The organism is Bartonella sp. W8122 (assembly GCF_016102485.1).
Taxonomy (GTDB): domain Bacteria; phylum Pseudomonadota; class Alphaproteobacteria; order Rhizobiales; family Rhizobiaceae; genus Bartonella; species Bartonella apihabitans.
The window spans coordinates 1,655,179-1,670,333 of the sequence record NZ_JACFOO010000001.1 but is presented as its reverse complement, the minus strand read 5'-3'; the positions used below and the strand labels follow the sequence as shown (position 1 = coordinate 1,670,333).

The window sequence follows — 15,155 nt, the reverse complement described above, 5'->3', positions numbered from 1 at the left end:
ATGAAGTTAAATCATATTCTGGATTTGGGAATTAAAGAATTGCTCGGCGTTTTCCGTGACCCGATGCTATTGGTCCTGATTGTTTACGCATTCACAATATCCATTTATATATCGGCTAATGCGACGCCTGAAACTTTAAACAAGACACCTATAGCAATTGTTGATGAAGATAGTTCACCTTTGTCGACACGTATTGCCACGGCATTTCTTCCGCCTTATTTCATTACGCCCGAAGATATAAACCAATCCGAACTTGATTCCCGCATGGATCAGGGGATTGATACTTTCGCTGTTGATATTCCACCAAATTTTCAGCGTGATGTTCTTGCCGGCCGGTCTCCCGCAATACAGCTTGATGTTGATGCGACACGTACAACGCAGGCTCTCACCGGTTCACAATACATTCAGCAGATTGTCGACGCCGAAGTGAAAGAGTTCGTTTCGCATTACCGCACGAAAGAACCACAACAGGTTTCGCTTACCCTACGCGCACGTTTCAATCCCGAATTGGAAAAATCATGGTTCGGTTCGATTATCAATGTGATTGATAATGTGACAATGCTCTCCATCATTTTGACGGGGACTGCGCTTATCCGTGAACGCGAACATGGAACTGTCGAGCATCTTCTTGTTATGCCGGTCACACCGACCGAAATTATGATTTCGAAGGTGTGGTCAATGGGGGCAATCGTTCTCGTTGCAGCAACGTTTTCGTTGGTCGTTATTGTGCAAGGCCTGCTAAAAGTCCCGATCGAAGGGTCGGTTGCGTTATTCCTTGCGGGAACCTGCCTACATTTGTTCGCCACCACATCAATGGGCATTGCACTGGCAACGGTTGCAGGGTCCATGCCACAATTCGGCCTTTTGCTTATGCTTGTTCTGATGCCGTTACAAATCCTGTCAGGCGGTGTTACACCGCGTGAAAGTATGCCGGAATTTATACAGAATATCATGCTTGCAGCTCCGAATACGCATTTCATTATGATGGCTCAATCAATTCTTTATCGTGGAGCCGGTTTTTCGGTTGTTTGGGTAAATTTTGCTGCTTTGGCAGTGATAGGTTCTGTACTATTTGTCTTCTCGCTCAATCGTTTCAGGGCTACACTTAAATGAGAATAAAAACACTGGGCCGATATATATCGTTTTGCGTTTGTCTGATCGCCCTTATAAATTGTGGTGGTCCACGTGCTGTTTTATGGCATGGAAAAAATGCTACACCGGCAACTGTTGCGGCTCAAAATGCCGCTATTCACAAACCCGGTAAAGCCAAGGCAGTGGTTCCTGTCTATGTTGCAACGAGCAGACAAGCACAAGATGATTATTCCGAACCTTTTGGCACAAAGAGGTCGAAAAACCTGAATTACGCACGTGTTGATGTGGGAATACCACAAGAACACAAAAAAGGATTGGTTGAAACAAACGGTTATAAGCCGGATTTGAAGAAGTATTTTTCTGCGGTTAGTATGGTTAAATATAATGGCCGCGAGGAATTCAAGAAAGAGCTTAATAAAGCGCTTGATCAGAAACCTAAAGGAAAGCGCGAGATATTTCTTTTTATCCATGGCTACAACAACAATTTTGCCGATAGTACCTTTAGAGCAGCGCAATTCTCTTACGACTATTCATTAAAAGCGGTTACCGTGCATTATTCATGGCCTTCGGGCGGCTCTATCCCGCTATATGTCTACGACCGTGACAGCGCGGATTTCGCGCGTGATGGCCTCGCTGATCTGTTAACATTGCTAAGCGAAACTGATGCCAACGAAATTACTGTTGTCGCTCATTCCATGGGAAATTACGTAACAATGGAGGCGTTACGTAGCCTTTCGCTTCAAGGTAAACGTTATCCGATCGACAGAATATCAAGTTTCCTTATGGCCGCGCCGGACATTGATGTCGACGTTTTCGAGCGTCAGCTCAAGGATGTTAAAAAAATGCCACAACCGACTGCGGTTCTGGTATCACGGAAAGACAAAGCTTTGGCAGTATCAGGGCGATTGGTCGGTGGACATGCGAGAGTAGGGGATGGTTCAAGTATACCGTTATTACAAAAAAACGGTATTGCGGTTCTGGATTTGTCCGATGTTGACGGTGGTGCCCATAATGTGTTTGCTTCTTCTCCAACGCTCATGGCTCTTGCCCATGATGGTTCGCTTTCAACTTCCATGATGAAAGAAACGAGCGAGACAAACGGGCAGCGGATGATGGACGATAGTGGAAACATCTTGCGCGGCACAACCAATCTTATTTTCTACACTCCGGCGAGAATAATTTCGGCTGTAAGTCAGGATTAAGGTCGTGCAGGGTTGAAAACCCGGCACAATGATCAAAAATAGATGCTAGAGGTTTCGTTGGAGTGCAATCTTGCAGGTTGATTAAGGTGTTTTTAAAAATATACCGGTTGCTTTCACTTGCTTTCGTTCTAACAATCGCCACCTCTCTTGTAGCGCATTCAGCTTATGCGATTGATAGAGATGCTTTCGTTAAACGTTTTTCGGAAGCTTTCGGAAAATCTGTGACGGTTTCCTATGGCGCAGTTCTTGGTGATGGCGATCATGTTATACTTGATAATGTGCGGGTAACGGGTACGCCGATTTCACCGGATTCATCACTGGGTAAAGTCGAATTTTCAGGTATCAAGCAAGAAGATCATGGCGGTTTTTCTGTTGAAAAAGTGGTGATGCCGCAAATTTCCTACGTTTACGAAGGTAACACAATCAAAGTTGCCGATGTAAGCTTTAACAATGTAATACTGCCCCCGAACAAGGGCATTTATAACCAGAACATCGGTTTCCGGTACCAGAACGGGCGATTCAGCAAGTTAGAGTTGCAAGATAATTCCAAAAAACGTTTGGCGTTGCTCGAAAAAGGCTCTGTTTCTCTTCGCCCCTCTATTCGTGAAAATCCTGTTGATTTTACAATCAATATTCAGAAAATAACCGTTTTTGTTGACAATTTTCCGGATGGCTCGACCAGAAAAGACTTTATTGCGATGGGCTATAAAAATGCGACCGGACGATTGGACATCTCCGGAGCATATGGCGGTTATCTTGCTATGATGGATTTGAAACATTTCCATCTTGTGCTTGATAAAGGTGGGGTGCTCGATGTCAGCCTGAAAATGGATGGTATGACGCTTGACTCACTTTTAACCGTTGTGACACTTCAGCGCGAAAATGAACGCGGTCATATCAAGTCTACCCAAATGTGGCTTGGTATGCTTGCTCAGGTTCAGCGTTATAATTTTTATGGTGGTAAATTAAAGTTTGAAGACCGCTCCATTACCCAAAAGCTTGTTAATACCGAAGCAAAGAGAATGGGAATAAGTGCTGATGCGCTTAAAGCAAAATGGAAAACGGGTCTTCCTGGCTGGCTTTCATTTGCAAAGGACACCAATTTTGAAAATGAAGCCCAAAAAGCCGTAACAGCTTATCTGGACATGCCTCGTTCATTGGAAATTTCATCCACTCCGCTGGATAAATTACCTGTCATTATGCTTGCCATTTCAGGAAAGCTCAGTCCGAAAGAATTCGTGCGCGAGCTTAACCTTGCAATTTCGGCAAATAAATAGCCCGAAATTGGCACATAGACCATCATACTATTGACGGTCTAAGACTTAGGTAATTCGTGTTTTTCTCTTTCGACACCAAGCCGGAGCCAATTTTATATCACAAACTGTGTCAGCTTTCTTCATTGAAATAGACGGTTGTTGACTGAAGACGTCAATGAATCCGAGAAAATTTCAATCGTTATTGAACGTCGGCTGTTTTTGATCACGAATATTTTTTGAAAATAAATAGCGCGATAATTCAACAGTGAGCGAGCAATTCAAGCATGCAAATTTTTTGAGCAATGAAATTTCAAAACCTTTACAGAAAATGGATTTTATTGATTACGTGCTCAACTTATGTTTTTCGCTAACAATGCATTTGCCGAGTTATTCTTAAACCGGAAACCATTAATGATTTAGATTCCGGCATAAACGCTCAATCCTATCTGATCAATATAGTTGTAAGAGGAAAATTGGTGGAGCTAAGCGGAATCGAACCGCTGGCCTCTTGCGTGCGATGCAAGCGCTCTCCCAGCTGAGCTATAGCCCCTTGGCGAATGGAACGTCCATTACATTGTAGGCGGTATTAAAGTGCAACGCCTAGAAGATCAAGAGCGTTTTTCAATTCAGTTAAATTATCGCCTTAATTCTTTAAAAACAAACAAAAAAGGAGGCGAAATTCGCCTCCTTTTACTTTTATTGCATTCAGCCTGCTTTACGTGGCTCAACGAAGACTTCAACCGGGGGAAGTGTACCGGTGAATTTTTCGATTTCTACCACGGCAGTTTGACCGCAGTTCGCCTGAGCCAATTTTGAAGTCGATACACTGGTTGTCAAGTTATTAACGTCGCCATATCGACAGAGCGAATGAGGCTCTCTCGGATTTACCGGATCATACCAGCCGCCTTCATTGATACGGATAACACCGGGGCGGATAACATCGGTTACTTTGATGCCGACCAAAATCTGTCCACGATCATTATAGGCACGAGCAATGTCACCATCTTTCAAACCACGTGCTTCTGCATCTTTCGGGTTGATCCAGCATGGTTCTCGTCCACCGATTGCATATTTCTCTCTCAATTTGGTGCCGCACAATTGTGAGTGCAAGCGATAAATCGGGTGATTGGATGCAATGTGCAGCGGATATTTGGTTGTCGGTCCGTCAAGACGTTCAATCGGCTCCATCCAGGTGGGGTGGGGCGGGCAATCGTCATAATGCATCTTCTCGATGTTGAGCGAGTAGATTTCGATTTTTCCGGAAGGTGTGCCCAAAGCATTGAGCAGCGGATCTTCACGGAAATCGGCATAACGGACAAACTGTTTTTGCGCTTCCTTTACAGGAAAACCGAGTGCTTCTTCACTTTGCCAGAAAGTGTCGAATACGGGCATTTCCATTCCCTTGGCACGAGATTCCAGACGGGCTGATTCATAGAAGCTCTTGATCCAGTCCATTTCGTTCATGCCTTCAGTGTATTCTTCACGTTTACCAAGACGTTCACAGATATCGCTAAAAATATCGAAGTCGGAACGTGCTTCATACATCGGTTCGACAAGTTTCTTCATCGGAACAATATGGCTTAACGCATAGTCACCCAATTGTTCGATGTCGTTGCGTTCATAGGAAGTTGTTACCGGCAAAACGATGTCGGCGTGACGTGCCGAGGCAGTCCATTGGAAATCATGAACAACAAATGTATCCAGTTTTTTCCAAGCCTCCACCATTTCATTGCGGTCCTGCTGGTGCGAGAACGGATTGCCACCAGCCCAATAGACCATATGGATTTCAGGCAGAACAATGTCCGACCCGTTATACTTTATGGTTCTGCCAGGGTGAAGCAGCGCTTCCACAAGGCGACAAACCGGAATGGAATTGGATTTAGGTTGGCAAGCAGATTCGGTAGAGCCGGGGTGACAACCGGCAGGCAAATCTGTTACGGGAGCTGCAGGTCCATCGGTAATACCACCGAGAATTGGACTCGTAGCCGTTGGTGAACCACCACTGCAGTAGTGGTAGGAAAAGCCGAATCCGCCTCCGGGTAAACCAATTTGTCCAAGCATCGAGCAGAGGGTGACCAACATCCAGTGGGATTGTTCACCATGGTGTTGACGCTGGATAGACCAACCGGCGGCAATCATTGTGCGGTTCTTAGCAAAATCCCGAGCAAGCTGTTTAATTATGTTGGCATCAATGCCGCAAATTTTCGAAGCCCATTCGGCGGTTTTCGGAGTTCCATCTTCCTTTCCAATTAGATAGGCGAGGAACTTGTCAAAACCGACGGTATACTTTTTCAGAAACTCTTCATCGTGAAGTTTTTCCGCATAAAGTGTGTGGGCAATACCGAGCATCATGGCAACATCGGTTTGCGGGCGGGGAGCTAGCCACTCGCCGTCAAGATATTGACAGGTTTCCGTTTTGATCGGATCAATACAGATAACGCGGATGCCGGCTTTCTTGACCTCTTCCAGACCAACAAATGCTCCATGGTCGGCAATCAACCAACCAATCTGGTCTGTATTCACAGGATTACATCCCCAGAACACAAGCGTCTTTGTGTTGTCACGTACAACATCCCATGATGTGCATTGTTCGTAGACTTCCAAAGACCCGACAACGTGAGGCAAAATAACCTGAGCAGCACCGGTTGAATAATCGCCGAGCGAGTTTACAAAACCGCCGGTTGTCTTCAACATTCTGCGCAACAATGTTCGGCAATTGTGGAACTTGCCAACGCTTTTCCAGCCGTATGAACCGCCGAAAATTCCGTTAGAGCCGTATTTCTTACGAACGCGGGTTAATTCGCCGGCAACAAGATCAATGGCCTTATCCCAGCTTACACGGACAAAGTCACCGGTTCCACGCCCTTCAGGGTCGGCGCCGGGACCTTTTTCCAACCAGGCACGACGGACCATCGGATATTTAATGCGCGAAGGTGAATAGATCGAATCCATCATACCTTCCAACATCGGCGTCGGATGAGGGTCATGTTCCCAAGGTGTAACTTCAACCAGGCGGCCGTGGTCAACACGTCCCCGGAAAACGCCCCAGTGACTGCCGGACATAGTCAATTTGGAGGCTGATTGAGCCTGTGCACCGCGGCTGAGAAGCGAACCGCTCGCGGCACCGACCATGGTCAACATAGCACTACTTTTGAGAAATGAACGGCGGTTCATTTCCGGTAGGGTAATTTTTGTTTTGTCGAATGACATAGCATTCTCCTAGTGTTTAATGTTGTCTTGGTTGCCAAAGAGGCGACTGAAAGACGAAAGATAAATAATAAGCAACTCGACCAAATGGGTATAAAGGCTATGACTAGCCACTTTACCCAATGCAGCATGCATTTCGGGAAGCCATGAAGCCAGACGAGATGTCATGTTGCGAATGGCGTCTTGATCATGTTGACGGAAAGCTTCAGCCAAAGCGGCCAATTCCAGAGCAATATGATCGGCCGGTTCTTTGCAAGATGCAGCAACCGAAACATCAAGTCTGGTCAATACATCCAGCATTTCGACATATGGGGCCTGGAATAATCTTCCGTTTTCATCCCGATAGTAACTTTCATAGGGAGGAACAGAGAGCGGTCCAAGAGCTCCGTCAAACAAACTTATATATTGCTGCGAAATCAAATGATTGAGCTCTTCCGGAGAATGATTGCGGAAATAATCCGCAATCATTGTGGTTAACTCCGTAGCTTTGAGCTCTTCACCGAATTCTTCCAGAAAAGTCATAACGGGAAGCGAACTACATTCCTCAAGCAATTCGATCTTCGGCGGGGCGATGAATAAACGGGCGAACCAATCGATTATTGTCGCTTGAGCCTGATCTTCCCGAGAATTCGGTTGCTTGTTTCCGCTATATGACGTTTCTGATTGAACAACAGCCATCAGTGTACCTCTTGACCGTCATTGACATCTTTCGAATGGTTCTGGAGATAGCTCAAGAGCAAACGATATTGGTCAGGTGTCAAAGACGTATAACGTTTCATTGCATTCAGGTTACCGATCCACTGATTGGCCAGCAAATGGCCGGATTCAGGGAGTGAATGGCAAACGCTACAGGTTGCACTGAAGAGATCGGATGTGTACGACCACATGTCACCAATTGAAACGTTGACATCCTTATCGCTTGTCCACAATTCGAGACTTACAGGATACCAGGTTTGTTTGGTTTCCTCATCAACAACTGCTTTGCCAAGTTTATAGGAGGCCATGGCCTTGTCGCCCAACACGGCATACATAATGCGTTGACCTTTCAGCGCATAGACTACTGAGGGAGCACCGTCCATTTGCCAACCATCAAGACGAACTTTCAACTTATTGCCTTTGTGGTCAAGAACCGCGAGCTTGGCTGCTGCCAATAACTTACCATCCTCGTCACCTGAACCATTTTCATCGACATAAAACGGTTTTGTATAGACAGTATAAACTGTGTCTGCACCTTTAACCGCATTATCCGATGACGTTGGCAAAGTAACGTCGAGTTTGTTTGTTGTGGGCAACATTACAAGCTTCGAAGTATGGTTTGACTTCGGCTGTCCGGGAGCGGGCAGATCAACGCCTGGCAAGGTTTTGATATAGGCAGCCATCGCACGAAGATCCTCATCGGGAAGTTGCTTCGTATTTTTGATGACTTCCGCCATATCGCCGCCAGCGACCTTGTTAATCGGGCTTTTGCCGGTCTTCAAATAATTGAAGATAGAATTTTCAGCCCAGAATTTGATGCCGGTATCGTCCTGACTGATATTCGGGAAATGACCGTTGCCATCCGGAGTAGCACCACCGCCATAACGCAGATTGCTTTTTATCACGCCTATAAAATTTCGTGTGGAGTGACATTCGGCACAGTGACCGGCTCCTTCAACAAGGTAACGTCCGCGTTCAAGCAGTGCTTCTTCATCTTTGGTGTCTTTTGTGTCTGTCGTCGGTGTGACGGCCATGGGTGACAGTGCTTTACCGTCAAGAAATGCCAAACGCCACACACCAATGCCGCGACGCATATTGAACGGGAATTTCAAATCATGATCAGGTGCAACACCTGATACCGGTTCGAGCGATTTGATGTAGGCAAAAAGATCACGAACATCATTTGCTGTCAAACGCTGATATGATGTGTAAGGGAAGGCCGGATAAAGGTTTTGTCCATCGGGCATGATACCATTTGGCCCTACACCTTCGCGTACTGCTTTAGTGAACTCGGCAAGTGTCCAATTACCAATGCCGTCCTTTTTATCCGACGAAATATTAGGCATATAAAAACGCCCGAATTCTGTGTCCAATGCACGCCCACCACCAAGCTTTAGCGGGTTATCCTGATTGGGCGAAGCATGACAGGTCGAGCAATCACTGGCAACAAATACAACGCGACCATTTTCCAGATCAGGCGCGGTATTATCAGCAACGTCTCGAGTGGGATGAGTAAGTGACCAAGTGATCGGGGAGGTAAGAACAAAAAAACCTACGATCCCTATAACAACAAGGACCAAAAACCATCGGGTTAGCCGTTTCATATTTTTGGCATCCTTCTATGCAATTTTATTCCAATTTTCTTTGTCGACATTTTTCTCCTGTTTCTACCTCCGCAACAGGAATGCCTTCGGGTTGAAGTTAAAATTAAACGTGACAATCTATTCATAGTTGCAAAATATCACTATTTCGTGACAGAAAAAATATTTTTGGAAAAACCGAAAAAAAGGAAAATCTACTGGAAAAACAGCAAGTTGAAGGTTGATATTTATCAAATAGTGATAAATAGGCCACTTTCTGTTCCTATTTTGAAACAGCCTCCGTTAAAAAACTAGCCAAATAAATAACATGATAGATTAAGACAGGTTTTAAAAAACAGGAATCGAGAAGAAGCGATTCCGTTTAAATTTCAGTGATGGTTGCCTCTGCCGTTTCAAGATATTGGTTGCGGCCATTCACGATGACACTTTGGAAGGACCGCCATGCTGTCAAAAAATTGACCGGTTTTTTGTATTTTAGATTAAGGAAATACAGGTTAATCGATTTGGTGGCTGAATAATCGCATCGGTTTTTCGCTCATGAGGCGCCTATTGTCCGGAAAGACAATTCGGCATCAGACACCGGGTATTATGAGGCCAAACTTTCTACTCCTCGTCAGACAATAGTGATTGTGCATGTAAGAGATGGAGTTATGCGGTTGGTCATTCAATAATTATCACAAACCGGAATGCAAAATTGTTCCGGAAATGGATAGGATTATGGCAACGATCCAGTTGTGAACGGCAGTTCTCGTTTTTCATTGCCAGAAAAACCTTATTTTACGGAACTTTCCGATACACAATAGATAAGATATAATAATTTAATTATTTTAACAGATATTCCATAATTATTAAAGATAATTATATAATAAAGTCTCTTTAAATTATTGTAGCGTATCATTTTTAATTATATTAAAACAGTCAAATTCTTTTTGTTATCGAACCAAAAAATAAAAACGACTGTACAACTATGCATAATCATGCGAAAAAATATGTCATATATTTTTCGGTCATGTTTAATTCTAACGACAAAAAAATTATATTTTTTAACAAACATATGTCAATTCATGACCATAAAAGTTCTGACAACATTTGGTAAATTTAGCTTGTTATTTTTCGTATAACGTGGAAAATGAACTTACACGGCTATATTTATATGTGCGAATAGGAAACAGTAGAGTGGATAAATAAGTATAGTATTTTTTTGAACATTCTTGAATGTTATAGAAATAGCAAATATTAACTTCGAGAAGCGAGAAAAAATCAAAAACAAGCTTGTTCAAAAAGAAAATTCTTCCATATTTCAAAAGGCGTGCGGTTACCGCACCAATTTAGAATTCGTCAAATACAAATACAGAATATGTGAATTACCGGACTAATCCGTAAAAGCTCATATATTCCTAGCCAATGAAGGAGACCATCATGGCAAAGACGATGCAAGCCGCAGTAGTGCGTGAATTTGGAAAGCCGCTTACCATCGATGAGGTACCTATTCCCGAACCGGGAGAAGGAATGATTCAGGTAAGTGTGCAAGCCTGTGGTGTTTGTCATACAGATTTACATGCTGCACATGGCGATTGGCCGGTGAAACCGAACCCGCCCTTTATTCCCGGACATGAAGGTGTTGGCTATGTCTCAGCTGTGGGGCGTGGTGTAAAACATGTGAAAGAAGGCGATCGGGTGGGCGTTCCCTGGCTATATACGGCCTGTGGATGTTGCTCGCATTGTCTGGCCGGATGGGAAACGCTTTGTGAAAATCAGCTTAACACAGGTTATTCTGTTAATGGTGCATTTGCCGATTATGTTGTGGCTGATCCGAATTATGTTGGACATCTACCAAAAAATATCGGGTTTAACGAGATAGCACCCATTCTGTGTGCCGGTGTCACAGTTTATAAAGGTTTGAAAGTAACAGACGCAAAACCGGGCAACTGGGTTGGTATTTCCGGCATTGGTGGCCTTGGTCATCTCGCCGTACAATATGCAAAAGCAATGGGCTACAATGTTGCGGCAATCGATGTTGCCGATGACAAAATCGAACTGGCAAAACAATTAGGGGCAGATGTCGGAATCAATGTAACAAAATACACTGATGCGACTGCCGAATTGCGTAAGCTTACCGATGGTGGCGTGCATGGCATGCTCGTTACGGCTGCGTCTCCAAAAGCGTTTGAACAGGCGCTCGGTATGGTTCGTCGTGGCGGCACTTTGTCCATGAACGGGCTACCGGCGGGCAGTTTTCCGGTATCGATCTTTAATATGGTGTTGAATGGAATAACACTGCGTGGCTCCATTGTTGGTACGAGGTTGGATCTTCAAGAGGCATTGGATTTTGCCGCTGCCGGAAAGGTCAAATCACATATTTCCACCGATAAGCTGTCTGACATCAATCATATTTTTGATAATATGATAGCAGGCAAGATTGAAGGCCGCGTTGTCCTTGATATGACTAAATAAACATATGCCAAGCAAACGTTTTTCGGGTCTGATTATTCAGGCCCGATTATATTAAGGGCTATATTTTTGACGAATTTGGAACCGCATTCGGATGTTTTTCTGGAGCCATGTGTTCTCTAAATTTATGCCGTATTGTCCAAAGGGGGCAATCGCCAGATCAAGCGTTTATCAGCTCTTTCTGATTGTTCGATATGTTCAGAAAAATGGGCGTTAAATGATCTTGAAGTGACATTAGGAAGCTCGATCAATTCCGCTTCCTGCCATATGTAAGCGCTGTGAATCTTGTCGGACAATGATTTTCGGTAACCTACTGCTTTTATAAAGCTGCTTTAATGTGACTAAACGTTTAACGCATGAATCATTATAATCTTGTCTTGTGGAAACCCGTTCGTTTTTTTCCATCAGCGCAGATTTCATAAGAAAAAACGTACCTGTTTTTTGGCAATCAATTTCAATTTTCTTTTGTCTAATCGTAATTACTCAAAAACCACCCATATAGCTTCGATTGAAGTCAAATTAGTCTTGGTCGGGCACAAATTGGTATTAATCGATTTTTGTTCGAAGTTTGCACAAAAAAGAGTTTGGCTAAACAAGATTGAAAGACAATTATCGATCAAAATCGGAGTTTTATGACTTTTTGCTAAACCCGCATTTGCAGTGGGCACTCTATTTATAAAATACGGTTTGAACCCGGGGATTTCATTTTCGTGAATCGAAAAAGTTGTAAATTTACGTTCCTAAATGTGGGGGGAAAAAAGCTTTCGTAAACTGGAAACCACTTTTCTTTTCTGATGCCAGCGGTGCTGTTTGGCGGTGTCAGATTGTAAGACATAAGTACTTTTAACCAAATGTCCGGGTAAAGTACGGGTGCGTCAGATATTCACAGGTAATTTTATTGTGTTGATTAATGCAGTAGACAAAACTTTATAAATAATAATAGAAATTTGAAGGAGGGCTTTTGTTGGCGGTGGAGGCCACAAAGCAAGTATTTTTCATTGTGAGGATTTTCAGGAGGAGGGGCATATGGCGACCATAAGAAAACCCTTAACCACAACTCAAATCATAATTTTGATCATCTTGGCGGTACTGGGAGCCTTTTCATTGGGCTATATCGCGCTTCAACGGGGTGAAGCAATCAACGCCATGTGGATTGTTGTGGCGGCAGTTTGTGTCTATCTGGTTGCCTACCGGATTTACGGGATTTTTATATCCAGTGTTGTTTTAAAAGCGGACAGCACGCGTATGACACCAGCCTATCGGCGTAATGACGGGCTTGATTACGTTCCCACAGACGAGAAAATTCTTTTTGGGCATCATTTTGCAGCAATAGCGGGAGCAGGGCCTCTTGTTGGGCCGGTACTAGCTGCGCAAATGGGGTATCTACCGGGCCTCTTGTGGATTCTGGCCGGATGTGTTCTGGCGGGAGCCGTTCAGGATTTTATGGTATTATTTATATCCACGCGGCGCGATGGACGTTCACTCGGCGAGCTGGTTCGTGAAGAAATGGGGGATGTTGCCGGTGTAATAGCCTTGATTGCCTGTTTCATGATTATGATTATCATCCTCGGCGTGTTGGCAATGGTGGTCGTAAAGGCTTTGGCGGGAAGTCCATGGGGAACATATACAGTCGCTTTCACTATCCCTCTTGCCTTTTTTATGGGGATATATCTGCGCTTTATCCGGCCTGGCAGAATAGGTGAAGTTTCCGTTATTGGTCTTGTCCTGCTTCTATTCGGCATTGTTTCAGGCGGCTGGATAAAAGACAGTTCTTATGCATCCTGGTTCAATTATGAAGCAACAACATTGACGTTGATGATCATCATCTACGGATTTATTGCAGCGGTTTTACCTGTGTGGTTACTGCTTGCACCACGCGATTATCTGTCTACTTTCTTGAAAATCGGTACGATTGTTGCTCTTGCAATTGGTATTGTTGTGGTTCGGCCGATGCTCGAAATGCCGGCTTTAACCAAATATGTGGATGGCTCCGGACCGGTTTGGGGCGGTAACCTCTTTCCATTTCTTTTTATTACAATTGCCTGTGGGGCAGTCTCGGGTTTCCATGCTCTCATTTCATCGGGAACGACACCGAAAATGTTGGCTAATGAAGACCAAGCCTGTTTCATTGGTTACGGTGGCATGTTGATGGAATCTTTTGTTGCCATCATGGCTCTGATTGCTGCGAGCGTCATCAATCCCGGTGTCTATTTTTCAATGAACGCACCATTGAGTGTGCTTCTTCCATCTGGAACCGGCGATCTTGTGCAATCGGCTGCAACAGTTGTTTCAGGATGGGGATTTCAGGTGACACCTGAAATGTTGACAAATATCGCTAACGAAGTGGGCGAAAAATCCATCATTGCCAAAACAGGTGGTGCACCTACCCTTGCCGTGGGGATGGCGCATATTTTGCATAATGCCTTAGGCGGCTGGATGGGCATGTCCTTCTGGTATCATTTTGCAATTTTGTTTGAAGCATTGTTTATCTTGACGGCGGTTGATGCCGGTACACGTTCGGCCCGTTTTATGCTTCAGGATCTCCTTGGTATTGTGGTTCCGCATATGCGAAAAACAGATAATCTTTTCGCCAATTTGGTTGCTACCGCACTGGTTGTGCTGATGTGGGGATATTTTGTTTACCAAGGTGCGGTCGATCCCAAAGGCGGTATATATTCGCTTTGGCCGTTATTCGGTATAGCAAATCAAATGCTTGCAGCTGTCGCTCTCCTGCTATGTGCTGTTGTGTTGTTTAAAATGAAACAGCAACGTTATGCCTGGGTGGCGATCGTTCCGGCGGCATGGTTGTTTATCTGTACGATGACGGCCGGTTGGCAGAAAGTGTTTGATGCCAAGCTTAGCTTTTTTGTTGCTGCCGGAAAAGCGGCTAACAAACAATTGGCAGTTGGTAATTATATCAACGGTATCTTGACGGCATTATTTATGGTTGTCGTTGTTACGTTAACCTTATTCACGATCAGATCGGCCTTAAAGTCACTGAAAAGCGATAAACCCACTGTACATGAAACGCCTTACGAACCGTTTCCGACTGAACCTATTAAAGTCAGATAAAAGTGGCGGGTACAAATGACGTTATGGCGTTACCGGAAGGTAGCGCTATAACGTTAAAAATATGGAGGATGCTGAATATGTGCTTGAATTTCCTTAGTGTTGGCAAGTTTCTTGGACAAACGGCGAAGTTGATGGTCGGAGTACCCGATTATGACACTTACGTTCAACATATGAAGAATGTTCATCCTGACCAGACGCCCATGTCTTATAATGATTTCTTCCGGGAGCGTCAGGAAGCAAGATATGGAGGGAAGGGCGGTTTCAAATGTTGCTGACATGAAAGGCAAAAAGAAGGGGCTTACCGGTTTTTTACAAAAACGAATAAAATTAGAGAATAGTGAAATCAATGGATTCAAAAGATTTCAATTGGTTTTTCCTATTTTTTAAGGACGCAATCTTTTAATTGCACCGTCATATTTCATGTTGATGTTCTTTATCGTAAGCGAGGCGAATTAATAATTAAACTGCTGTAAAGACTTCCGGATTTGAAACGCAATTCGTCCGATAATAACGTGGCTGGCTTTATGATTATGCCTTGAATATGCTTGTTCTATTCACGGGGCACGATGCCCTTTCTT

General features: G+C 44.2%; 9 protein-coding genes and 1 tRNA gene. 6 read left to right on the top strand and 4 right to left on the bottom strand.

Annotation, left to right across the window (positions count from 1 at the left end):
* From H3S83_RS07260 to H3S83_RS07250, 3 genes are all read left to right on the top strand, one after another.
* Window positions 1–1,113: an ABC transporter permease gene (locus tag H3S83_RS07260; protein ID WP_198224556.1), complete on the top strand. Its 1,113-nt coding sequence runs from the start codon at window positions 1–3 to the stop codon at window positions 1,111–1,113.
* Window positions 1,110–2,294, top strand: a complete 1,185-nt coding sequence (locus H3S83_RS07255; protein WP_198239298.1) for an alpha/beta hydrolase — start codon at window positions 1,110–1,112, stop codon at window positions 2,292–2,294. Before H3S83_RS07260 ends, H3S83_RS07255 begins: the two co-directional genes overlap by 4 nt.
* Window positions 2,295–2,380: 86 nt before the next feature.
* Window positions 2,381–3,571: a hypothetical protein gene (locus H3S83_RS07250; protein ID WP_198239297.1), complete on the top strand. Its 1,191-nt coding sequence runs from the start codon at window positions 2,381–2,383 to the stop codon at window positions 3,569–3,571.
* Window positions 3,572–4,024: 453 nt separating this feature from the next.
* On the opposite strand, the gene H3S83_RS07245 is transcribed toward H3S83_RS07250, so the two are convergent.
* The 4 genes from H3S83_RS07245 to H3S83_RS07230 form a co-directional block, all read right to left on the bottom strand.
* Window positions 4,025–4,100: transfer RNA gene (locus tag H3S83_RS07245), tRNA-Ala, on the bottom strand.
* Between the two features lie 155 nt (window positions 4,101–4,255).
* Complete coding sequence (gene torA, locus H3S83_RS07240) at window positions 4,256–6,760, bottom strand: trimethylamine-N-oxide reductase TorA (protein WP_198239296.1); 2,505 nt, start codon at window positions 6,758–6,760, stop codon at window positions 4,256–4,258.
* Between the two features lie 9 nt (window positions 6,761–6,769).
* A complete protein-coding gene (locus tag H3S83_RS07235) occupies window positions 6,770–7,435 on the bottom strand; it encodes a molecular chaperone (protein ID WP_198232022.1) in 666 nt (221 codons plus the stop codon).
* A complete protein-coding gene (locus H3S83_RS07230; RefSeq protein ID WP_198239295.1) occupies window positions 7,435–9,057 on the bottom strand; it encodes a c-type cytochrome in 1,623 nt (540 codons plus the stop codon). The genes H3S83_RS07235 and H3S83_RS07230 overlap by 1 nt, the downstream gene beginning before the upstream one ends.
* Window positions 9,058–10,473: 1,416 nt before the next feature.
* On the opposite strand from H3S83_RS07230, the gene adhP reads away from it, so the two are divergent.
* The 3 genes from adhP (at window position 10,474) to H3S83_RS07215 (ending at window position 14,852) form a co-directional block, all read left to right on the top strand.
* Window positions 10,474–11,508 carry an alcohol dehydrogenase AdhP gene (gene adhP / locus H3S83_RS07225; protein WP_077971564.1) on the top strand — a complete coding sequence of 345 codons (1,035 nt, stop codon included), beginning with the start codon at window positions 10,474–10,476 and terminating at the stop codon, window positions 11,506–11,508.
* Between the two features lie 1,023 nt (window positions 11,509–12,531).
* The gene (locus H3S83_RS07220; protein WP_198237376.1) at window positions 12,532–14,577 is read left to right on the top strand and encodes a carbon starvation CstA family protein; all 2,046 of its coding nucleotides are present in this window, start codon (window positions 12,532–12,534) and stop codon (window positions 14,575–14,577) included.
* A 77-nt stretch (window positions 14,578–14,654) separates the two neighbouring features.
* Window positions 14,655–14,852 carry a YbdD/YjiX family protein gene (locus H3S83_RS07215; RefSeq protein ID WP_078040385.1) on the top strand — a complete coding sequence of 66 codons (198 nt, stop codon included), beginning with the start codon at window positions 14,655–14,657 and terminating at the stop codon, window positions 14,850–14,852.
* Window positions 14,853–15,155: the final 303 nt, after the last annotated feature.